Source organism: Dactylosporangium thailandense (genome assembly GCF_059739745.1).
Genome location: NZ_AP029195.1, coordinates 4,790,030 through 4,809,737, shown reverse-complemented (window position 1 = coordinate 4,809,737; position 19,708 = coordinate 4,790,030). Strand labels below are relative to the sequence as shown.

Sequence of the window (19,708 nt, the reverse complement as noted above, 5' to 3'; positions counted from 1 at the left end):
AGTTAGCAATGTGAAGGATTTCGAACGGGTCACTCCTGAGGCAACGAGGAGAGCGCATGGTCTCGCTGGTCGTGACCAGCTTGTCGCAGGCGGCGGTGCTGATTCCGCTGGTCCTGGCGGTCAGCCTGGTGTTCCGCGTGAGCGGAGTCGTCAACTTCGGCGCGGGGAGCTTCTGCGTCTTCGCCGGCACTGCGTGTGCGTCCTGGGGCGCGAGCAACGCCGCTGTCGGTGTCATCCTCACGATCGTGGCCGGCGGCATCCTGGGCGCTCTGTGCTACGCGATCGCGATCGTGCCTGCGCAGCGCAAGGGAGTGCCGGTCATCGGCCTCACCCTGGCAACGCTCGGCTTCGGCCTGCTCCTCAACTTCTTGACCCGGACCTGGTTCGGCGGAAAGCCCTCGATCGTGCAGCCCTGGATCCGTGGGTCCGTCTCGATCGGCAGTTACGAGACCTCGAAGCAGCGGCTGCTGGTCATCGGCTTGTCGATCCTGCTCCTTCTGGTGATGTGGTTCCTGTTCGACAGGACGCTGATCGGGCACAACCTCGCGGCCGTCTCGTTCGACCACGAACTGGCGCAGGTCTACGGCGTCCGCACGATGCGGTTCGAGCTGCTCGCGTGGGTCGTTTCGGGCGCCTGCCTGGTCATCGGAGGCATCTTCCAGGCGTCTATCGCCAGTGTCTCGGTGGACGTGGCACCGACCCTTCTCGTCCTCAGCCTCGTCGGTGCCGTGATCGGCGGGCTCGGAAGCCTCTTCGGCGCGGTGGGCGGTGCCGTCGTGGCCGGCTTCGTGATGACGCTGACCGACCAGCACATTGCTGCCGGCTACCACCTGACCTCACTCCTCGTGATCCTGTCCCTGGTGCTGCTCGTGCGGCCGACGGGACTGTTCACCTTCCGCGGAACGGCAGAGCGCGTATGAGCATCATCGGACTGGACAAGGCCACTGGGCGCAAGGCGGGCGGCGCCTCTCACAAGGCCGGCGGACTGAGCCAGGCACTGACTTCGGCGTGGGCCAAGCATGTCGCCGGGCCGCTGGTCCTGGTGATCATCGGGCTCATCGCCAGTGGCAACGACTACTTCGTCCACCTGGCGACCGCTGCCGTCATCGCCTACATCCTCACGGCCGCGTTCAACATCGTGTATGGCTACGCGGGCATCTTCAACCTCTCGATTGTCATCACCTACGGCCTCGGTGCGTTCACCAGCGTCTACCTCGAGGTCCAGTTCGGGATGCCCTTCTGGCCGGCGCTGGCGATCTCGATCGCGGTCACCACCGCACTGTCCGTCCTGGTGGCGGTTCCGACGAGGGGCCTCAACGAACTGTTTCTCGCCATCCAGACGCTGGCGTTCGCGCTTGCGCTCGCCGAGGTCACGGCGAACTGGGAGAAGTTCAGTGGCGGCACGATCGGCATCTACGCGATCCCGTTGCCGACGTTGTTCGGATACGAGCTCACCGGAGGCTTCCTGTCGTACTACTGGCTGGCCGCCTTCTTCGCGTGGCTGACGTACGAGCTCGTGCTGCGCATCCACCGCTCAGCGATGCGGCGCAAGCTGACCGCGCTGCGCGAGGGCCCACGCGTTCTCGCCGCGGTGGGTGTCTCACCCGACTCGACCCGGCTCGTTGCGTTTGCGCTCTCAGGTGCGCTCGCCGGGCTGGCCGGCGTCCTCTTCGCCCACTTCCAGCTGGTGATCGACCTCGAAACCTTCAGCTTCACCCGCCTGGTCGCGCTGTTGCTCGCCGCGATCCTCGGCGGCGCCGGCTATCTCCTCGGTCCCGTCTTCGGCGTCATCGCCATCCTGTTGATGGACGAGCTCTCGCTTGCCACCAGCCAAGCCCAGGACCTGGTCTACGGCGTGGGCATTCTGGTGCTCGTCGTCCTTACCCGCGGCGGCATCGCCGGCTGGCTGGACAACTTCATGAAGTGGATTGCTCGGCGACGGCGACCGGACTCGTTCGAGTCCACCGGTGAGCTCGAGCTGGATGATCCAGGTGGAGATGGCGACGTCCTCACCGAGACCATGACACGCAACCTCGCCGAGTCGGTCAAGGCCGTACATCGGGACTTGCGCGTAGAGGTGCGTGGCATGTCGGTCGCCTTCGGCGGCAACACGGCGGTCAACGACGTCTCGATCTCCTTCGCAACCGGTGAGGTCGTCGGGCTCATCGGCCCGAACGGCGCCGGCAAGACGACCCTGCTGAACGCGATCACCGGGGACGTCCGGGCGACCGGCTCGATCCGTCTCGGTGACGAAGAGATTCTCGGTACGCCTCCGCAGAAGCTCGTCCAGTCGGGAATCGGCCGGACGTTCCAGAGCCCGAAGATCATCCCCGAGCTGACACTGCTGGAGAACGTCATGCTCGCCGGGGACGGCATCGGCAAGGTCGGGTGGTTCCGGCAGTCGTTGCTGAGTCCGGCCGCTCGAAAGCAGGCGGTCGCCGGCCGCGACCGGGCGATGACGTTGCTCACCGACCTCGCCCTCGCCGACCGCGCCCACAGCCTTGCCGGAGACCAGCCGTACGGCGTGCTCCGTCTGGTGGAGATCGCGCGCAACCTGATGCTCGACCCCGCATTCCTGCTGCTCGATGAGCCTGGTGCCGGTCTGACCGAGTTCGAGCGCGAGGAAGTCGCCGCGACCGTTCGGGCGCTCGGTGCCCGCGATCTCGGCGTGGTCCTGGTCGACCACAACCTGCCGCTCATCACCGGCGCCTGTGATCGCATCTACGTCCTGGACCACGGCCAGGTCATCGCCGAAGGCCCGCCCAACGAGGTCTTCGGGCAGCAAGAGGTCATCTCCGCCTACCTGGGGGTCCCCGGATGAGCACGCCGCTTCTCGACGTACGCAACCTGACGGTCGGCTACGGCGACCATCAGCCCGTCCTGCACGACGTTTCCTTCGCGCTCAACGAGGGCGAGCTGCTCGGCCTGGTCGGGATGAACGGCGCCGGGAAGACGACCCTGATGCGTGCCCTCAGCGGTGGGCTCAAGCCGCGGTCGGGAGAGGTCTCGTTCCGCGGCACCCGGATGAACGGGTCGTCGACCGCCGCCAGCGTGCGCAAGGGGATCGTGATCCTGCCGGAGGGGCATCGGGTGCTTCGTCCGCTCACGGTCGAGGAGAACCTGCAGATCTCCGCGATGCGGCTGAGCCGGCGCGCCGTGCGACGCCAGATCGCCGAAGTGCAGGACCTGGTGTACGGGCTTTTCCCGATCCTTGCGGAGCGACGCACCCAGCTAGCCGGTCTGCTGTCCGGGGGAGAGCAGCAGATGCTCTCCTTGGCCCGCGCCATCATCCAGCGGCCCAAGCTTCTGCTGCTCGACGAGCCGTCGCTGGGTCTCGCACCCGTCGTGGTCGAGAAGATCTACTCATCGCTGCGGTCGCTCCAGGCTGCGGGCATCTCCATGCTGGTTGTCGAGCAGAACAGCGATCGGGTGGCCAGCGCCTGCGAGCGGATGATCGTCCTTCGCGACGGCCGGATCGCCGCCACGGGAACGCCGTCCTCACTTGAGGGCGCCGAGCTCCATGCCGCCTACTTCGGATAGCGGCTGACGCCCCCTCTCGGCTTGTCCCTTGGCGATGGCCTCGGTCGCAAGGGCGAGCGCCGATGCTTCCTGCCCGACGTGTTCAACCCTGTGTGCGAAGACTTGGTCGCCTGCGCGGGACCGGCATGGCCGGCTGCGGATGCTGCAGGAGCGGTCCCTGGCTGCCCCCTGCGGGCGGGTTCGCTGCCCGCGACCGCGGGATCAAGATGCGTTCCCCCGGCCGAGTTCCGCGCTGTCCTCTGACAGGACGCGGCGGACGGGGCGTCGGCCGAAATCGAGTCCAGTACTTGCCTGACCTCACGAGATATAGAATACTTCACGATGCTAAACAACTTGCCTGACGCTCGAGGAGTTACGCCTCATGCTCACCGTTGACTACGCAGCACGACGCTCGGTTGTCGAGCCGGGCCGGCTGCGCCGCTTCTTCGGCGCTCGCAGCATCGCGGTTGTGGGTGCATCGCCGAGCTCCAGCTGGGCCCGGAATCTCCTCAACGCGATCGAGCTGGGTGGTGGCGTGAAGGACGTGCGCTTCGTCCACCCCAAGTACGAGGAGATCTTCGGGCAGCCGACCGTCCCGACCCTGCGCGACCTCGACGAGCCGGTCGACATGGCCTACATCATGGTGGGCCCGAACCGCGTCGATCCGATCATCGAGGACGCCGCCGCCGCCGGCATCAAGAACGCCGTCGTCCTCGCGTCCGGCTACGGGGAGACCGGAGCCGACGGACGTGATCGGCAGCGCCGGCTGGCGCAGCGCGCGGTCGAGCTCGACCTGACCGTCATGGGCCCGAACACCATCGGGTTCATCAACGCCGTGGATGGCGTGGCGCCTTGGGCCGTTGCCACGCAGTCCGCACCCGTGCCGGGCCCGGTCGGCGCCGTGTTCGAGAGCGGCTCGATGGCGCGGGCGACGTACCAGTTCGCGCAGGCGCACGGCGTCGGGTCGACCCTGTGGGCGTCAGTCGGCAACTCGGCCGTGCTGACCAGTCTCGACGTTCTGGACTACCTGATCGGGGACGAGAACACGCGCGCCATCGCGCTGTTCCTTGAGACCGTGCGCGAGCCGGACCGCCTCTTCGAGCTTGGCGCGAAGGCGCTGCGGGCCGGCAAGCCGATCGTCGTCTACAAGGCCGGCCGCAGCGAAGAAGGCATGCGCTCGGCCATGGCCCACACCGGCGCGATGGCCACCAACGACGCCGTCGTGGACGCGGCGCTCCGGCAGGCCGGCATGGTCCGCGTCGAGAGCGTCGAGGAGCTGGTCGCAACCGCCGGGGTGTTCGGCTACAGCCCGCGCCTGCCGGAAGGTCGCCGCATGGGCGTCGTGACCTCCTCGGGCGGTGGTTGCAACATCATTGCCGACCTCGCCTCGCTCAACAGCCTCGCGCTGCCGGACTGGCAGGAGGACACCCGGTCCAAGCTCGCCGTGCACCTGCCCGAGTTCGCTTCGATCCTCAACCCGCTCGACACCACCGGCTTCGGCCACGCGCGAGCCAGACCGCGTCCGACCAAAGCTGAGGACGACCTGATGGAGATCGCTGTCGACGACGCCGGCATTGACTTCATGTTCTCGATGATGACGCCACTGCCGGACGAGCGCCCGGAGGACCCGACGTTCATCGAGAGCCGGATGAAGATCATCGGCGAGATCGTGGCCGCGGCACCGGTGCCGGTCTTCCTCTCTTCGAACACCTGCCTCGACGTCTCGCCGTACGCCCAGTCACTGCTCTCCGCGAACAACCTCTTCCTGCTGCCCGGCGTCGAGCTCGCGGTCACCTCGCTCGGCCATGTGGTGCGGTGGGTCGAGCAACGCAACTCGCTGCTGGTGAGCACGACCGAAGAACTGCCCTCCGCCGCCGTCGCCGACGGCCCGAAGGCCCGGACCTGGGCCGAGGACGAGGGGCGTGCCCTGCTCGAGGCCACCGGCGTCCCGATCGTCCCGGCCTACCTGGTGGGATCCGCGGCCGAGGCCGCCGACGCGGCGGTGAAGCTCGGCGGCGCCGTGGCGATGAAGATCTGCTCGCGGGCAATCGCGCACAAGTCCGACGTCGGCGGAGTCGTCCTGGGCGTTGAAGGCGCCGATGCCGCGGCGACGACGTACGACTCGATCATGGCAACGGTGGCGCGCAACGTTCCCGACGCCGACCTGCGCGGCGTGCTCGTCTCGCCGATGCGGGCGCCCGGCCAGGAGTTGCTGGTCGGGATCACCCAGGATCCGACCTTCGGGCCGGTGCTGGCCGTGGGCCTCGGAGGCATCTGGGTGGAGGTTCTGAAGGACACCAGCCTACGGGTGCTGCCGGTCAGCGCCCGCGAGGTGCGGCGGATGCTCGAGGAGCTCAAGGGCGCTGAACTGCTGCGCGGCGCCCGCGGAACTCAGCCGGCCGACCTCGACGCGCTGAGCGGGGCCATCGTGGCGATCAGCCGGGCCGCCCTGTCCGTCGGGCCGGATCTGGACACCCTGGAAATCAACCCGCTGCGCATCACGGGGAGCCGCGTGGAGGCGCTTGACGTGCTCGTTACGACCACCGTGGGGGAGGACGCATGAGCGACCCCGAAGTTCGGCCCGGCGCGCTCGACGGAGTCAAGGTTCTCGACCTGACGCGCTTCCTGCAGGGTCCGTATGCGACCCGCATTCTCGCCGACCTCGGCGCAGAGGTCATCAAGGTCGAACGGCCGGGAGGTGAGTGGGACCGGCGGCTCCGCCAGGCACCTGACGGGTACGCGGGCTTCTTCACGGGTCTCAACCGCGGCAAGAAGTCGATCGCCGTCGACATCACGCACCCGGAGGGTCGCGACATCGTGAAAGCCCTCGCCCGGGAGTGCGATGTCGTCGTGGAGAACTTCCGGCTCGGCGTGATGGAGAAGCTGGGCCTGGGCTACGACATTCTGCGCGAGGAAAACCCGCAGCTCATCTACGCCGCCGCGTCGGGGTACGGCCCACTGGGCCCGCGCAGCAACGAGCCCATGTTCGACATGGTCGCCCAGGCCGTCTCGGGCCTGTCGGACTTCGTGCGTACCCCGGACGGGGCACCGCGACTGGCCAGTCGCGGAATGGCCGACTCGGCCGGCGCGGTCTTCCTGGCCATGGGCATCCTGACCGCCCTGCTCGCCAAGGAGAGGACCGGACGTGGCCAGCGAGTCGACGGCTCGCTCGTCGGATCCTGCCTGGCCATGCACACGGCCGAGGTCACCATCGCGCTGCACGGCGACGAAGTGAAGCGGACCCAGGGCCGAGTGACGTCGACCTCGGGCGCCTTCCGCTGCAAGGACGACCGCTGGGTCGTCATCGGCGCCACGGATCAGAAGGTGTGGAACGGGCTGACCACGGCCCTCGACCGGCTCGACCTGCGCGACGACCCGCGATTCGCCAAGAGCCGGATCCGTGAGCAGCATCGCGACATCCTCGAGCCCATCCTCGAGGCGACCTTCCTGACCGCAGACCGGGACGCGTGGGTCGAACGGATGCGGGACAACGGCGTACCCGTAGCCCCGGTCAACACGTTCGTCGAGGCCGCCCGCGATCCTGACGTCCTGGCGAACGGCTTCGTCGTCGAGCAACCGGACGCGACATGGGGGACGATCCGTACGGTCGGCAGCCCGTTCCTGCTCAGCGGGACCCCCGCAAGGGTCGGCGGCTGGACCCCGGAGCTCGGCGCCGATACCACCGGTGTGCTCAAGGACCTCGGTATTTCCCCCGATCGAATCGATGGACTGGTGGCCCAGGGTGTGGTCGAGCAGGCCCAGGTCGCGCACGTAGCGGAAGAGGTGGGCAAGGCGTGAGGTACGGAACTCCAGAGAGCATCGCGGCCGCGGCCGGGCAGGTGCTGTACGAAGTCGATGCAGCCTCCGGCATCGCTTACCTGACACTCAACCGCCCCGAGAAGCACAATGCCATGAGCGTCCCGATGCGGGACCGCATCATCGACCTGATGGCCCAGGCCGGTGGTGACCCGCAGGTGCGCGTCGTCGTGATCCGCGGCAACGGCAAGTCGTTCTGCAGCGGCAACGAGATCAACGAGCAGTGGGGCCAGAAACGACCGCACGAGCGGCGTCGCACGCTGACGGTCGGGTACCGGTACGGCGCGGACATGGCGTGGGGCCGGCTCGGATTCAGCCAGGCGATCTCGCGCTCGCCGAAGGTTACGGTCGCACAGCTGCACGGCTACTGCGCCGCGGCCGCCTACTTCATGATTGCCTGCAAGGTCGACGTCGTGACGGCCGCCGAGGACGCGCGGATCGGCGCACTCGAGGCTCGGTTCCTGGGCCCGGCCGGCGCGGTCGCCAGCGTGCACATCAACCGGATCCTGGGCATGAAGGCGGCCCGGCGCACCGGGTTCACCGCGATGCCGTTGAGCGGGACCGAGGCGCACCGTCTTGGTCTTGTCGACACGGTCGCGCCGGCGGCCGGGCTCGCCGAGACCACCCATGCGATCGCGGCCGACCTCGCGGCCCGTCCACCCGGCCACCTGCTCTACCTGAAGTCGAGGCTTCGCGCCGCGGAGGGCGCGATGGACACCAGCGTTCCCTCGATCACCGGGCTGCTGGTGTCGCACTTCCTGCAACCGGGTCCGGACGAGATGGACTTCTGGAAGACCGCGAAGGAGGTCGGCGTCGGTGGTGCGCTCGACGCTGACAAGAAGCGAAAGGGCGCGGCGGACCCTCGCGCGGGGGTGAAGGCATGAGCCCGGTCGACCTTCGTGTAACCGGCGGCCGCGCGTACGTCGAAGTGGACAGCTTCGCCCCGCTGACATCACACGATCCTGCGTTCGCAGACGACCTTGCGGCGGCCGTCATCGAGGCGTCGGACCATGATCACGTCAAGGCGATCGTGCTGCGTGCCACGGGACCAGACTTCGCGCCGGCGGTGCCGACCGGGTTCCCGTCGGCGGCCGAGGCGCCCACCACGTGGCACCAGGCCTTCGCTGCGTCGACCGCGGTGTACCAGGCGACCTGCTTTGCCAAGAAGGTCGTCGTCGCCGAGGTGCACGGTGCGTGTCACGGAGCGGGCAGCGCGCTCCTGCTCTGCACCGACCTCGCCGTGGCGAGCGAGGACGCCGAGTTCGGCTCACCGTTCCTGGATGTACCCGAGTCGAACTTCGTCCTCGCGGCACTCACGATCCGGCTCAATCGAGCCAAGTCGTGGCTGCTCCGGGGAACCACCTACGACGCCGCCACCGCCGGGCGGATCGGGCTTGTCAATCGGGTTGTCCCGGCGCCGCAGCTCCAGACCGAGGTGGAGCGGATGACCGGCGCGGTTCTCGGTATGCCGTTGGACGGCGTGACGATGTCGAAGATGCTGCAACAGGCCGTCTACGACGCACACGGGGTGGGGCGGGAGTTCGATCTGGCCGACCACTACGCGATCCACCGCACGGCGGTCGGGTCCGGTCACACGGAGCAGGATGCATGAGCGGAGGAGGATGCATGAGCGAGGGCACGGTCGAGCTCAGCAAGGACCACGAAGACCACATCGCCACCGTCACCATCCGGCGGTCCCCGGCGGGCAACCTCATGACCCGTGCCATGGCTTCGCAGTTCGCGGCCCATCTCGCGAACGTCGACGAGGACGACGACGTGAAGGTGGTGCTGATTCGTGGTGAAGGCGACGACCTGTGTGCCGGCTGGGATCCCGCCGAGGCCTGGAGCCAGTATGTCGAAGCACCCGGCGGAGCGGTCCGCAAGCACCCGAGCCAACGGGCGCGGCTGATCGCCCTGGACGACGCGTGGTGGGGCAGCTCGGGTCTGTACCAAAGGCTGCTGCACTGCCGGAAGGTGACCATCGTCGAGGCTCGTGGTCGGTGCTGGGATACCGGGCTCTACTTGGTGCTGTGCGCGGATCTGGTGGTCGCCGGCGAGGACGCGACCTTCGGCTCTCCCCGGTGGCACAACGTCGGGGTGGACGGCGACATGTCGTTGCTGTTCGCCACTGTCGGCCTCAAGCGCGCCAAGGAGCTCATGTACTGCAACGTCGCCTGGTCGGCGCCGACGGCCCTCGACTACGGCCTGGTCGATCGCGTCGATGAGGCGGCCCCGCGCGGGGCGTCGGAGCTGGCCGCCACGTGCGCGTCGATCATGCGCGACGGCATCGTCACGGAGAAGTACGCGGTCTTCGCCTCGCTGGAGAAGCTTGGTATCGGGCTCTCGTTCGCGGCGACCACGGTCGTCGGCGCCTCGCTGAGCAACATTCACTTCCAGCCGGACGAGTTCAACTTTCTGCGTCAGGTGCGTGGTGAGGGCCCAGAGGGGGCCTTGGGACGTTCGCGCAAGGACGTCGAGATCCGCTGATCGCCACTTCGAACCCCGCGTTTGCCCTCAGGGCTGGCGCGGGAGCTCGGGATCGCAAAGCCGCTCAAGGGCAGGCAGTGCGGCGAGCAGGCTGTGCAGCTCCGTGTCGTTGAGTCGTCCGAGGTGCTCCTGGAGCCAGAGCTCGCGGCTCTTCAGCGCCTTCTCGCGCTCCTCGAGGCCGCTGGGCGTCAGCTCGATCAGGGCGGCACGGCGGTCGGCGGGATCCGCGGTGCGTGAGACGTAGCCAAGCTCGATCAGGCGGTTGAGCGATCGGGTCACCGACGGCGGGGAGACTCCCTCCGATGCTGCGAGCTCGCCGGCGGAGACAGGCTGGCTGCGCCCGATGTTGAAGAGCAGTGAGATGAGGGCGTAGCTCAGGCCTTCGTCGTTCTGCTGCCGCAGGACGCGTCCGAGGCGGCCAAGCGTCATCCGCAGGCGGGTCAGGTCCTCGCGCCGGATGGCGTGCTTGTGCCTGACGCCGCCGGCAGAGTCGCTGGTGGTCGTGGTCATCCTTACCCCGATCTGGGCCTTCACCCGGTTAATTTCGCCCGGTTAAGTATGCGCCTATCAGGCCTCCCGACGCCACGTGCTCAGGTGGCCGGGTGTCGCGGCCGTGCCGGGGCGCTCCTGGTTGGTCGAAGTGTCCGCGTACCTGTGCATTCGTTCGCCGGACAGCCTTGCAGATGCCTGACCCAGCGATTAGTTTTGCTTCACATGGCTAGATAAATTGTTGCGACCGTCACATGATGGTCTCGTATCCCTGAGGAGAGATAGTGAAGGACTTCAGGCCGGAGCTGACCTACACCAGCTTCGCGGATCACATGCACAAGGCCAAGACGCCCCTGCAGCGCAAGCATCTCGAGACGGTCGTCTCCCACTCCAAGGGCGAGGTGCTGGCGGACCTGGACATGGTGCTGCCGACGCTGTCGGATGATCCGCAGTACCACGAGTACGGCGTCTTCGGCAACGTCAAGGGTGACACCGGGCCGAAGGGCCTGGACGAGGTTCGCGCCAACTACACCGAGATGGTGAACAACGGCTCGTATGTCATCGAGTCGAAGAAGACCCGCGTGGTGGTCGGCGACTACGACATCGTCACCGAGGGCACCTTCCGGCAGATCCTGACCGCCGAGGTCGCGCGGAAGATGGGCTTCGTCGATGACAGCTCGCCCGCGAGCCCTTTCTACGTGCTGTCGGCCCGGACCGTCGTCTTCTGGGAGTTCAACGAGGACGACAGGGCCACCGGCGAGGACCGCTACGTCCTGGACCACCACATCGTCCCGCTGGCCGAGGAGGACCTGCCGGACAACTACCCCGCCAAGTTCCGGACCAAGCCGCGGGTCGAGGGCTGAGCGCCATGACGGCCAGCATCCAGGGTCGGTCCCTCGAGGAGCGGATCGACGAGATCGAGAGCCGGGCCGCGATCGCCGACATCATCGCCGGCTACTGCGAGGGCACCGACCGCCGCAATATCGACCGGTTCATGAGCATCTGGCACGACGACGCCGAGTACCTGATCCCGGGCGGGCGCGGCGACTTCCACGGCACGGAGGAGATCCGTCGTTCGCAGGAGGTCATCGGCAAGGTGTGGAAGGAGACCTACCACTGGACCACCAACCACACGGCCCACTTCGAGAACCCTGATCGTGCGATCGGTCGCAGCGACGCCATCGCGGTGTGCGTGCACCCGTCCGGCCAGATCAGCTGGGTCAGCTGCACATACCACGACGTCTACGAGCGTCGCTCGGGCGCCTGGAAGCTTGCTCGACGCCTGGTCGAGCGCTACTTCGTGAGCGCTCCGCAGGACGTCGAACTGCTTCCCCCCTTCTGAGTCGCCGGCCCGATGGCATCATCGGACCTCGAAGGTCGTGGGGACGTCCAGGTCCGCACGGACGTCATAGGTCGCCACCCCGTCGACGCGCTGGCCGGGCTCCTGGATGTCCGGCCGGCGTCGCCGGAGCGAGTCCCACCCATGTGGCACATCACCCAGCTGCTTGAGGCCGTTCCGCAGCATCTGATCGGGGCCGACGGCCACCCGCTGGTCGGGCTGCCGACACCGCCGGCCGCCGGCGCACGTCGCATGTTCGCCGGCGGCCGGGTGTGGCACCGCAGGCCACTCGTCGTCGGCCGGGAGGCCACCCGAACCTCCCGGATCCTCACCTCGCGGGAGAGGGAGGGTCGAAGCGGGCACCTCCGTTTCGTCACAGTGCGTCACGAGTACGTCCAGGACGATGAGCTGGCGGTGCGGGACGACCACGAGATCGTCTATCGGCCCGAGCGACCGGCTTCGGCTCCGCTGATCGGGTGCACGGGTGGGCCGGGAGACTCTGGCGCAGCCGGCCGAGGTACCTCGCTCAGGGTTGACCCGGTCATGCTCTTCCGGTTCTCGGCGCTCACCTACAACGCTCATCGGATCCACTACGACCGCGACCACGCGCGTACCGAGGGCTTCGACGATCTGGTGATCCATGGTCCCTTGCAGGCGGTCTTGATGGCCGAGGACCTCCGGACGCGCGGATGCGAGCTGCTGGGCAAGGTCTTTTCCTACCGGCTGCTCGCGCCAGCGGTCGGATCGCAGACGATCTGGGCCCGCCGTCCGGGCGACGGGGGACAGGCGGACGTCGAGGTCGCTACCGGTGAGGGAGGGGTCTCGGCCTCCGGCGCTCTTGCAGAACCCGACCAGTCCGATCTGCTGGGCCTCCAACCGGCGTGAAGGAGACATGATGAGTGCTGGGCGAGTGCTGGTCGCTGGTGCCAGCGGGCTCATAGGAACCGCGGCGGTCGCCGCCTTCGCCGCCGAAGGGTGGCACGTGGTCGCGTTCTCGCGACGCGCTCCCGAGGTGGACCGGTCGGTGCGGTTCGAGCACGTTCCGGTGGACCTGACGAATGAGGCCGCGACCCGGGACGCCGTTGCTGCCCTTGATCCACGGCCGACCCATCTCGTCTACGCGGCGGCGTACGAGAAGCCGGAGCTCGTCGCCGGCTGGTCCGACCCCGAGCAGATGGCGACCAACCGGGCAATGCTCGGGAACGTCCTCGCTCCGCTGACCGCCGGCGGCGGGCTGCGGCACGTCACCGTGATGCAGGGAACGAAGGCGTATGGCGCCCACCTGCACCCGATCCCGATCCCGGCGCGGGAGCGGGCGCCACGCGACGCGCATGAGAACTTCTACTGGCACCAGGAGGACCTGCTCCGGGAGCTGGCCGATCGCCACGCGTTCGACTGGACCATCTTCCGGCCCGTGCAGGTCGTCGGACCGGCGTACGGCGTTGCCTACTGCACGCCTCCGGTGATCGGTGCGTTCGCCGCGCTCAGTGCTGCGACAGGAATCCCGTTCGGCTTCCCGGGCGGCGCGATCCATCCGGTCCGCCAGGTCGTGGACGCGCGGGTGGTGGCGGGCGCGCTGGTATGGGCGGCGACCTCGCCGGCGGCCTGGGGCGAGCATTTCAACCTGACGAACGGGGAGGTGTTCTCCTGGCAGGAGCTCTGGCCGGCCCTGTCCGGCGCGATGGGAGTGCCGTGCGCGGAGCCCCGGCCGATGAGCCTGGCCGAGGAGCTTCCCCGCCTGGCCGGCGCCTGGGAGGACATCGTCGCCAAGCACCGGCTTCGGCCACTCTCGCTGCTTGACGTCCTCGGCCAGTCCCACCAGTACGCCGACTACACCTTCGGCTACGGCCTGACGACGACGCCACCACCAGCGCTGGTAAGCACGGTCAAGGTCAAGCAGGCGGGCTACACCCGGGTCTGCGACACCGAGGTAACCTTCCGTGACGCACTGAGGACGCTCGTGGAGCGCCGGGTGCTGCCCGATCTGACCGGCTCCGCCGGATGATCGGCTCAGCGCGCTCTCTGCTCTTCGTGCCGGGCTCCCGTCCGGACCGATTCGAATCGGCAGCGCGGTCCGGCGCCGACCTCGTAGTCATCGACCTCGAGGACGCGGTCGCTCCAGAAGCCCGACCCGCGGCCAGGGCCTCGACCAGGCAATGGCTTGCCCGGTCCCCGGCGGTCGTCCGTGTGAACGGCGCCGAGATCGACGACCATCAGGCCGATCTCGCGGCGCTCGCCGGGACCGCGAAACTGGTCGCCGTCATGCTGGCGAAGGCTGAGACCGCCGACCAGATCGGCCACGTCCACCACCGGCTCGGCGTACCCGTGCTGCCGTTGGTGGAGACACCCAATGCCCTCGAGGGGATCCGGGCGCTGGCCCGGCACGCCGCGGTCCCACGTCTCGTCCTCGGGACTCTCGACCTCGCCGCAGCGCTCGGCGCGCAACCGACCTGGGATTTGCTGCTCGCGATCCGGACGCAGCTCGTGATCGCCTCCGCCGCGGCGGGGATCGCCTCGCCGGTCGACGGCGTGACCGTCGCGCTCGACGACGACGAAACCGTGCGCTCCGACGTCCGCCGGGCGGCCGAGATCGGGCTGCACGGCAAGCTGTGCCTGCACCCCCGGCAGGTGCCGCTCGTGCACGAGGCGCTCCGTCCAACCGCCGATGAGCTTGCCTGGGCCAACGGGGTCCTGGCGGCCGGCGGTGCGGTCGCGCGCTTCGAGGGCCAGCTCGTGGATCCGCCCGTACGTGTACGCGCCCGCGCGATCCTCGCACGGGCCGGTCAGCGTGAGGAGTAGTCAGGTGCCATCGTCGTCGAGCTTCGCTCACGGCCCGCGGCTGGTCCTGGCCTGGGGCACCGTACGCAACGCCTCGTTCCCCGACCGCGTCGCCGCGGCCCGGCAGGCCGGGTACGACGGGATCGGCCTCGCCATTCCCTACTACCAGGCCCTGGTGGCGGACGGATGGAAGGATCGTGACCTTGCCGCGGTCCTTGCCGAATGGGACGTGCGGATCAACGAGGTGGAGGTCCTGTTCGGTTTCCATGGTGTACCGGGACCGGCCGGCATCCCGAGCCGTCCGGGTCTGGTCTACGCCGACCCGGAGATCGAGAGGATCGCATTCCACCTGGCGGACACGTTCGGTGTGCCGTTCGCGCAGACGGTCGGCACCTTCGACGCCCGGCCGGTCGGACCGGAGGTGGCCGAAGCCTTCGCGAGCCTGTGCGACCGGGCGGCCGGCCACGGGCTGAGGGTGGCGTTGGAGTTCGTTCCGTACAGCAGAATCCCGGACCTCGCGACCGGGCTGGCCGTCGTGACCGACGCGAACCGCGACAACGGCGGGCTGTGCATCGACAGCTGGCACTTCTTCCGTGGCCGGCCGGACCTCGAGCTGCTGCGGACGGTGCCGGCCGGGCGGGTGTTTATGGTGCAGTTCAACGACGGGCCGATCCCGCCCGTCAACCCCGACCGGATGGTCGACGCCGTCCACCACCGAGTCCTGCCGGGAGACGGTGACTTCGACCTGCGTTCGTTCGTGGCGGCCCTCGACCGGCCGGGAGTCGATGCGCCGTTCTCGATCGAGGTCTACTCCGACGAGCTCTGGCAACGGCCGACCTCGGATGCGGCGCGACTTGCGGCGGAAGGCACGCGTGCAGTCGTTGCGTCGGCGGTGTGGCCGGCCTGAATGTGACCGTTGACGCCTATTGCTTCGCCAGGTTAAGTTTGCATGGCTAAGTAATTGTTGGGAGTGGGAGCGGATGATCCCTTACCGTGTCGCAGTCGTCGGGTCGGGCCCGGCGGGCGTCTATGCGGCCGAGGCCCTCGTGCGCAGCCGCATCGACGTGTCAGTTGACATCTACGATCGTCTGCCCACGCCGTATGGCCTCGTCCGGTACGGCGTCGCGCCCGACCACCCGAGGATCAAGTCGATCATCGTCGCGCTCCAGAAGGTGCTCGAGCGTCCTCAGGTCCGGTTCCTTGGCGACGTCCACGTCGGCGTCGATGTGACGACCGACGAGCTCGGCGAGCTCTACGACGCCGTGGTCTTTGCAACCGGCGCCTCCGTCGGCCGCCGGCTCTCCATCCCGGGTGAGGACCTCGCCGGGGTCTGCTCAGCCACGGACTTCGTTGCCTGGTACAGCGGCCACCCCGACCATGCTCAGGCCGCGGAGTCGTTCCCCTTGGCCGCGGAGTCGGTTGTCGTGATCGGCGCCGGCAACGTCGCTCTGGACGTGGCGCGCCTGTTGGCGAAGTCGGCAGAGGACCTGGCGCAGACCGACATGCCGCCGCATGTCCTGGACCGGCTCGCAGACAGCAGTGTCCGCGACGTGCACCTGGTCTGCCGCCGCGGACCTGAGCACGCGAAGTTCACCGCGAAGGAACTGCGCGAGCTGCTCGAGCTCGACCACGTCGCCACCAAGCTCGATGCGGGCCTGCTGCCTGCGGGGTCGGAGGACCCGATGACGGCGGCGAACCTCAAGGCCTTCGCTGACCTCGCCACGCGCGAGGTGGTGGATGGTCAGCGGACCCTGCATTTCCACTTCTGGTCCCGCCCGGTCGAGTTTCTCGAAGCGGGTGGCGCCGTCGCCGCCGTACGCCTGGAGAAGATGCGGGAGGTCGACGATGCGGTGGTTCCGACCGGAGAGGTCACCGAACTCAAGGCCGGCATGGTCGTCAGGTCGGTCGGCTACCACAGCACGCCGGTCGGCACGCTGCCGTTCGACGAAGACCTCGGCCGCGTCCCGCACGACGCGGGTCGGGTACTCGGCCCCGACGGCCGGGCCCTCAACGGTCACTACGTCGCCGGTTGGGTCAAGCGTGGACCGTCCGGGGTCGTCGGGACGAACCGGGCCTGCGCCGCCGACACGGTCGTCAGCATCCTTGCCGACCTGGAGGGCCGGCCGCCACGCGGTGTCGCGCCCGACGAGGTCGACCGTGTGCTCGCCGAGCGCGGCGTCAGGCCGGTCACGTACGACGGCTGGCTGTCGATCGACTCGGAGGAGCTGAGCCGCGGTCAGGTGCTCGGCCGCGCGCGCACCAAGATTCCCGACTGGGCAACCCTGCGTCGCGTCGGCGTGCCGGGCGTCAGGCGTACATCACCACGTTCCTCCCACTAGGAAGTCAGCATCCACATGGCCTACGTCATCTACGGCGACTGCATCGACGTCCTCGACCGCAGCTGCGTCGAGGTCTGCCCGGTCGACTGCATCTACGAGGGCGCCCGCAAGGCGTACATCCACCCCGACGAGTGTGTGGACTGCGGTGCCTGCGAGCCGGTCTGTCCGGTCACGGCAATCAAGTACCACGACGACGTCCCCGAGAGCCAGGCGGCGTTCATCGAGGACAACGCCCGCTTCTTCCTGGAGCCCCTCCCGGGTCGCGACGAGGCGTTGGGCCACCCCGGCGGATCGAACGACCTCGGACCCACTGGCGTCGACACCCCTCTGGTGTCAAGCTCCCCGGCGTCGTCGCGCGGCGCCTGATCCCATCCACCCCTGGAGGCCGATCCCGCTATGAAGAGCCTGAAGGAAGCCCGCGACCAAGACCCGTACCCCTTCTTCGCCGATCGGCTCGCCCGCGGCCCCGTGCACTGGGACGAGGGCATGAACGCCTGGATCGTCGTCGGCTACGAGGAGTGCCGGTACATCCAGCTCAATGAGGACGTCTTCGCCCATCCGTACTTCGAGCTGAAGGGTGCGGCGGACGTCTACGGCGGGCCGAAGGGCGTGCTGCTCCTCCAGGGAGAGCAGCACCACGCCGTCCACAACTTCCTGCTGCAGCACTTCACGCCGGTGACGGTCCGCAGGTACCGAACGGACTTCATCGCCGAACTCGTGAGCACCCGGCTCGACGCGATCGAGGGTCGCACGCACATCGACCTGGCCGCCGAGTTCGCCTCGGTCGTCCCCAGCGACGTCATCGCCGCGCTCCTCGGCCTGGACTGGCACGACGAGGAGCTGATGGCCAAGTGCCGCCGCTGGAACTCCACGATGTTCCGGTGGACGGAGACCTTCGGCGAGGACGACGAGGCGTACGCCGAGGCCGCCGCCGCGGCTGCTTCCCTCAACGAGGTACTCCTTCCGGTCATCCGGGCCCGCCGGGACGAGCCCCGCGACGACCTGATCTCGGTGCTGTGGGAGCAGGGGCAGGGCGTGCTGGAGGAGTGGGGCGAAGCGGAGATCCTCGCCCAGGCGCGAGTGCTGTTCTTCGCCGGCACCGACACCACCGCGCACTTCCTCAAGAACGCCATCTACACCCTGCTGAACTACCCCGAGCTCCAGGATCGGATCCGCGGGGACGAGCGTCAGATCGTGGCCTTCGGCGAGGAGGTGCTGCGCTACCTCGCTCCGGTGCAGTTCCGGGTGCGCGTGGCAACGCAGGACGTCGAGGTGGCGGGCCACTTGATCCGCAAGGGCGATCGGGTCCACCCGGTCAACGGTGCCGCGAACCGTGACCCGCGGCAGTTCCACGACCCCGAGACCGTCGATCTCGATCGCCGCAACCTCAAGACGCACGTCGCGTTCAACGTCGGTCCACGGTACTGCGTCGGTGCCGCCCTCTCCCGCGGCGAGGAAGTCGAGGTGATCTCGCAGCTGCTCAAGCGCTACGCCTCCCTCCGCTGGGACGGCGACGCCGAGCCGGCGACCTACCGCGGCTACATGCCGCGCTCGTTCAGCCCCCTGAACGTCGTGGTCGAGCCCGCACTGGAGACGGCGTCCTGACCGCCCTTGCCGGCGCGGCGCCGTCCAGCGCGGAGCAGCACGCCGCTTGGGCCGCCCGCCAACTCCCCGATGCGGAACGGGTCCGCGCCGGCATCTGGTCGATCCCGGTTCCGATGCCCGACAGTCCGTTGCGCTACGTGAACTGTTACGTGGTGGAGACCCGCGCTGGGCTGGTCATGGTGGACCCGGGCTGGCCGGCCGACGTGGGCTGGCAGGCGCTCCGGGACGGCATCACCCGCTCGGGCCTCGACCTGGCCGACGTGACGGGGGTCGTGGTTACTCACGCCCACACCGACCACCATGGTCTCGCCGTCCGGGTGCGGGAAGCGTCGGGATGCTGGGTCGGCGTCCACCGTGCCGACGCCGACCTGCTCGACCAGCTGCGCGACGGGAGGGCCGTCGAGCGTCGCAACTGGATGTGGCCGGCCGAGTGCGGCATACCGGAGACGGAGCGTGCGGCACTTCGGTTCGACCCGTTTTACTCGCGGCGTATCTCGGTCCTGGAGCCCGACTACCGGCTCGACGCCGCGGACGTGGCCCGGCTGACGGGAGGCCGAATCGAGGCGCTCTGGACGCCCGGGCACACCCCGGGTCACCTGTGCCTGCGCGTGCCGGGGGATCGGGTGGTGCTGACCGGGGACCATGTCCTTCCGCGCATCACGCCGACGATCGGCACGTACAGCTGCGACGGGCGCGATGCCCTGGACGAGTACCTGCGGTCGCTGACCGAGGTCGCGGACTGGGCGGGGGATGTGGACGTCGAGGTGCTTCCCGGGCACGAGTACCGCTTCCGGGACCTGCCGGCGCGGGTCGAGGCGATGCGTCGTCACCACGAGGCGCGACTCGCCGAGATCGAGGCGGTCCTCGTCGAGGCCGACGATGCGGTCACCGTCTGGCACGTTGCACGCCGGCTGACCTGGTCGCGTTCGTGGGAGGAGACCACCGGCCAGCGCAGGCGACTGGCGCTGGCCGAAACCCTGGCCCACCTGGTCCGGCTTCGATCGCAGCGCCGGGTTCGTGTTCGACCGGGGACCCCAGTGCTGTGGTCGCCGGAACCCGGTTACCGGCACAGCGGGTGACCGGCCTACAGCAGGAGGAGAGACATGTCCGAGAACGACCAGGCCATCGTCACTGCGGACGCGGACGTCTGCGTAGGTTCTGGGAACTGCATCATCGTGGCGCCCTCAGTCTTCGACCTGGACGACGAGGGTGCCGTGGTCGTCCTGCGGGATCGGGTGAGCGCCGGCGACCGCGACGCGGCTGTCGCGGCCGCGGCCGGGTGCCCGGCCGCGGCCATCATCGTCGGAGGCTGACGGGTGTGACAGCAACGGTGGCC

At 68.6% G+C, this 19,708-nt stretch carries 20 protein-coding genes; 19 read left to right on the top strand and 1 reads right to left on the bottom strand.

Annotation, left to right across the window (positions count from 1 at the left end):
- Positions 1-56 precede the first annotated feature (56 nt).
- The 8 genes from AC6JBM_RS20845 to AC6JBM_RS20810 all read left to right on the top strand — a co-directional run bounded on the left by AC6JBM_RS20845 (position 57) and on the right by AC6JBM_RS20810 (position 9,822).
- Positions 57-920 (top strand): branched-chain amino acid ABC transporter permease, encoded by an 864-nt coding sequence (locus tag AC6JBM_RS20845; RefSeq protein WP_497985239.1) that lies wholly within the window; start codon positions 57-59, stop codon positions 918-920.
- Positions 917-2,821 carry a branched-chain amino acid ABC transporter ATP-binding protein/permease gene (locus AC6JBM_RS20840; protein ID WP_497985238.1) on the top strand — a complete coding sequence of 635 codons (1,905 nt, stop codon included), beginning with the start codon at positions 917-919 and terminating at the stop codon, positions 2,819-2,821. The genes AC6JBM_RS20845 and AC6JBM_RS20840 overlap by 4 nt, the downstream gene beginning before the upstream one ends.
- Positions 2,818-3,540 carry an ABC transporter ATP-binding protein gene (locus AC6JBM_RS20835; RefSeq protein ID WP_497985237.1) on the top strand — a complete coding sequence of 241 codons (723 nt, stop codon included), beginning with the start codon at positions 2,818-2,820 and terminating at the stop codon, positions 3,538-3,540. Before AC6JBM_RS20840 ends, AC6JBM_RS20835 begins: the two co-directional genes overlap by 4 nt.
- A gap of 361 nt (positions 3,541-3,901) precedes the next feature.
- Positions 3,902-6,082: an acetate--CoA ligase family protein gene (locus AC6JBM_RS20830; protein ID WP_497985236.1), complete on the top strand. Its 2,181-nt coding sequence runs from the start codon at positions 3,902-3,904 to the stop codon at positions 6,080-6,082.
- Positions 6,079-7,317, top strand: coding sequence for a CaiB/BaiF CoA transferase family protein (locus AC6JBM_RS20825; RefSeq protein WP_497985235.1), 1,239 nt, complete (start codon positions 6,079-6,081; stop codon positions 7,315-7,317). Before AC6JBM_RS20830 ends, AC6JBM_RS20825 begins: the two co-directional genes overlap by 4 nt.
- Entirely contained in the window at positions 7,314-8,219 is a 906-nt protein-coding gene (locus AC6JBM_RS20820; RefSeq protein WP_497985234.1) for an enoyl-CoA hydratase/isomerase family protein, read from the top strand. The genes AC6JBM_RS20825 and AC6JBM_RS20820 overlap by 4 nt, the downstream gene beginning before the upstream one ends.
- Complete coding sequence (locus tag AC6JBM_RS20815) at positions 8,216-8,947, top strand: enoyl-CoA hydratase/isomerase family protein (RefSeq protein ID WP_497985233.1); 732 nt, start codon at positions 8,216-8,218, stop codon at positions 8,945-8,947. The genes AC6JBM_RS20820 and AC6JBM_RS20815 overlap by 4 nt, the downstream gene beginning before the upstream one ends.
- A gap of 14 nt (positions 8,948-8,961) precedes the next feature.
- Complete coding sequence (locus AC6JBM_RS20810; protein WP_497985232.1) at positions 8,962-9,822, top strand: enoyl-CoA hydratase/isomerase family protein; 861 nt, start codon at positions 8,962-8,964, stop codon at positions 9,820-9,822.
- 27 nt (positions 9,823-9,849) lie between these two features.
- On the opposite strand, the gene AC6JBM_RS20805 is transcribed toward AC6JBM_RS20810, so the two are convergent.
- Positions 9,850-10,332, bottom strand: coding sequence for a MarR family winged helix-turn-helix transcriptional regulator (locus AC6JBM_RS20805; RefSeq protein WP_350624600.1), 483 nt, complete (start codon positions 10,330-10,332; stop codon positions 9,850-9,852).
- Positions 10,333-10,595: 263 nt separating this feature from the next.
- Here AC6JBM_RS20805 and AC6JBM_RS20800 point away from each other — a divergent pair, with 263 nt between their 5' ends.
- From AC6JBM_RS20800 to AC6JBM_RS20750, 11 genes are all read left to right on the top strand, one after another.
- Entirely contained in the window at positions 10,596-11,174 is a 579-nt protein-coding gene (locus AC6JBM_RS20800; RefSeq protein WP_350624602.1) for a hypothetical protein, read from the top strand.
- A gap of 5 nt (positions 11,175-11,179) precedes the next feature.
- On the top strand, positions 11,180-11,653 hold the full coding sequence (locus AC6JBM_RS20795; protein ID WP_497985231.1) for a nuclear transport factor 2 family protein: 474 nt from the start codon (positions 11,180-11,182) through the stop codon (positions 11,651-11,653).
- Between the two features lie 141 nt (positions 11,654-11,794).
- Positions 11,795-12,535 (top strand): FAS1-like dehydratase domain-containing protein, encoded by a 741-nt coding sequence (locus tag AC6JBM_RS20790; RefSeq protein WP_497985230.1) that lies wholly within the window; start codon positions 11,795-11,797, stop codon positions 12,533-12,535.
- A 10-nt stretch (positions 12,536-12,545) separates the two neighbouring features.
- The gene (locus tag AC6JBM_RS20785) at positions 12,546-13,655 is read left to right on the top strand and encodes an NAD-dependent epimerase/dehydratase family protein (protein ID WP_497985229.1); all 1,110 of its coding nucleotides are present in this window, start codon (positions 12,546-12,548) and stop codon (positions 13,653-13,655) included.
- The gene (locus tag AC6JBM_RS20780; RefSeq protein WP_497985228.1) at positions 13,652-14,449 is read left to right on the top strand and encodes an HpcH/HpaI aldolase/citrate lyase family protein; all 798 of its coding nucleotides are present in this window, start codon (positions 13,652-13,654) and stop codon (positions 14,447-14,449) included. The genes AC6JBM_RS20785 and AC6JBM_RS20780 overlap by 4 nt, the downstream gene beginning before the upstream one ends.
- A complete protein-coding gene (locus AC6JBM_RS20775) occupies positions 14,400-15,335 on the top strand; it encodes a sugar phosphate isomerase/epimerase family protein (RefSeq protein WP_497985227.1) in 936 nt (311 codons plus the stop codon). The genes AC6JBM_RS20780 and AC6JBM_RS20775 overlap by 50 nt, the downstream gene beginning before the upstream one ends.
- Before the next feature lie 73 nt (positions 15,336-15,408).
- Positions 15,409-16,767: an FAD-dependent oxidoreductase gene (locus AC6JBM_RS20770; protein ID WP_497985226.1), complete on the top strand. Its 1,359-nt coding sequence runs from the start codon at positions 15,409-15,411 to the stop codon at positions 16,765-16,767.
- Between the two features lie 15 nt (positions 16,768-16,782).
- Positions 16,783-17,133 carry a ferredoxin gene (gene fdxA / locus AC6JBM_RS20765; RefSeq protein ID WP_350624614.1) on the top strand — a complete coding sequence of 117 codons (351 nt, stop codon included), beginning with the start codon at positions 16,783-16,785 and terminating at the stop codon, positions 17,131-17,133.
- A 30-nt stretch (positions 17,134-17,163) separates the two neighbouring features.
- Positions 17,164-18,372, top strand: a complete 1,209-nt coding sequence (locus AC6JBM_RS20760) for a cytochrome P450 (protein ID WP_350624616.1) — start codon at positions 17,164-17,166, stop codon at positions 18,370-18,372.
- Between the two features lie 137 nt (positions 18,373-18,509).
- Positions 18,510-19,451 carry an MBL fold metallo-hydrolase gene (locus AC6JBM_RS20755; RefSeq protein WP_497985225.1) on the top strand — a complete coding sequence of 314 codons (942 nt, stop codon included), beginning with the start codon at positions 18,510-18,512 and terminating at the stop codon, positions 19,449-19,451.
- 24 nt (positions 19,452-19,475) lie between these two features.
- Complete coding sequence (locus tag AC6JBM_RS20750; protein ID WP_497985224.1) at positions 19,476-19,685, top strand: ferredoxin; 210 nt, start codon at positions 19,476-19,478, stop codon at positions 19,683-19,685.
- Positions 19,686-19,708 lie beyond the last annotated feature (23 nt).

Coding starts and splice junctions, on each gene's coding strand:
- AC6JBM_RS20845 (WP_497985239.1), top strand. CDS start 57: ATGGTCTCGCTGGTCGTGACCAGCTTGTCGCAGGCGGCGGTGCTGATT.
- AC6JBM_RS20840 (WP_497985238.1), top strand. CDS start 917: ATGAGCATCATCGGACTGGACAAGGCCACTGGGCGCAAGGCGGGCGGC.
- AC6JBM_RS20835 (WP_497985237.1), top strand. CDS start 2,818: ATGAGCACGCCGCTTCTCGACGTACGCAACCTGACGGTCGGCTACGGC.
- AC6JBM_RS20830 (WP_497985236.1), top strand. CDS start 3,902: ATGCTCACCGTTGACTACGCAGCACGACGCTCGGTTGTCGAGCCGGGC.
- AC6JBM_RS20825 (WP_497985235.1), top strand. CDS start 6,079: ATGAGCGACCCCGAAGTTCGGCCCGGCGCGCTCGACGGAGTCAAGGTT.
- AC6JBM_RS20815 (WP_497985233.1), top strand. CDS start 8,216: ATGAGCCCGGTCGACCTTCGTGTAACCGGCGGCCGCGCGTACGTCGAA.
- AC6JBM_RS20810 (WP_497985232.1), top strand. CDS start 8,962: ATGAGCGAGGGCACGGTCGAGCTCAGCAAGGACCACGAAGACCACATC.
- AC6JBM_RS20805 (WP_350624600.1), bottom strand. CDS start 10,332: ATGACCACGACCACCAGCGACTCTGCCGGCGGCGTCAGGCACAAGCAC.
- AC6JBM_RS20795 (WP_497985231.1), top strand. CDS start 11,180: ATGACGGCCAGCATCCAGGGTCGGTCCCTCGAGGAGCGGATCGACGAG.
- AC6JBM_RS20790 (WP_497985230.1), top strand. CDS start 11,795: ATGTGGCACATCACCCAGCTGCTTGAGGCCGTTCCGCAGCATCTGATC.
- AC6JBM_RS20785 (WP_497985229.1), top strand. CDS start 12,546: ATGAGTGCTGGGCGAGTGCTGGTCGCTGGTGCCAGCGGGCTCATAGGA.
- AC6JBM_RS20780 (WP_497985228.1), top strand. CDS start 13,652: ATGATCGGCTCAGCGCGCTCTCTGCTCTTCGTGCCGGGCTCCCGTCCG.
- AC6JBM_RS20770 (WP_497985226.1), top strand. CDS start 15,409: ATGATCCCTTACCGTGTCGCAGTCGTCGGGTCGGGCCCGGCGGGCGTC.
- fdxA (WP_350624614.1), top strand. CDS start 16,783: ATGGCCTACGTCATCTACGGCGACTGCATCGACGTCCTCGACCGCAGC.
- AC6JBM_RS20760 (WP_350624616.1), top strand. CDS start 17,164: ATGAAGAGCCTGAAGGAAGCCCGCGACCAAGACCCGTACCCCTTCTTC.
- AC6JBM_RS20750 (WP_497985224.1), top strand. CDS start 19,476: ATGTCCGAGAACGACCAGGCCATCGTCACTGCGGACGCGGACGTCTGC.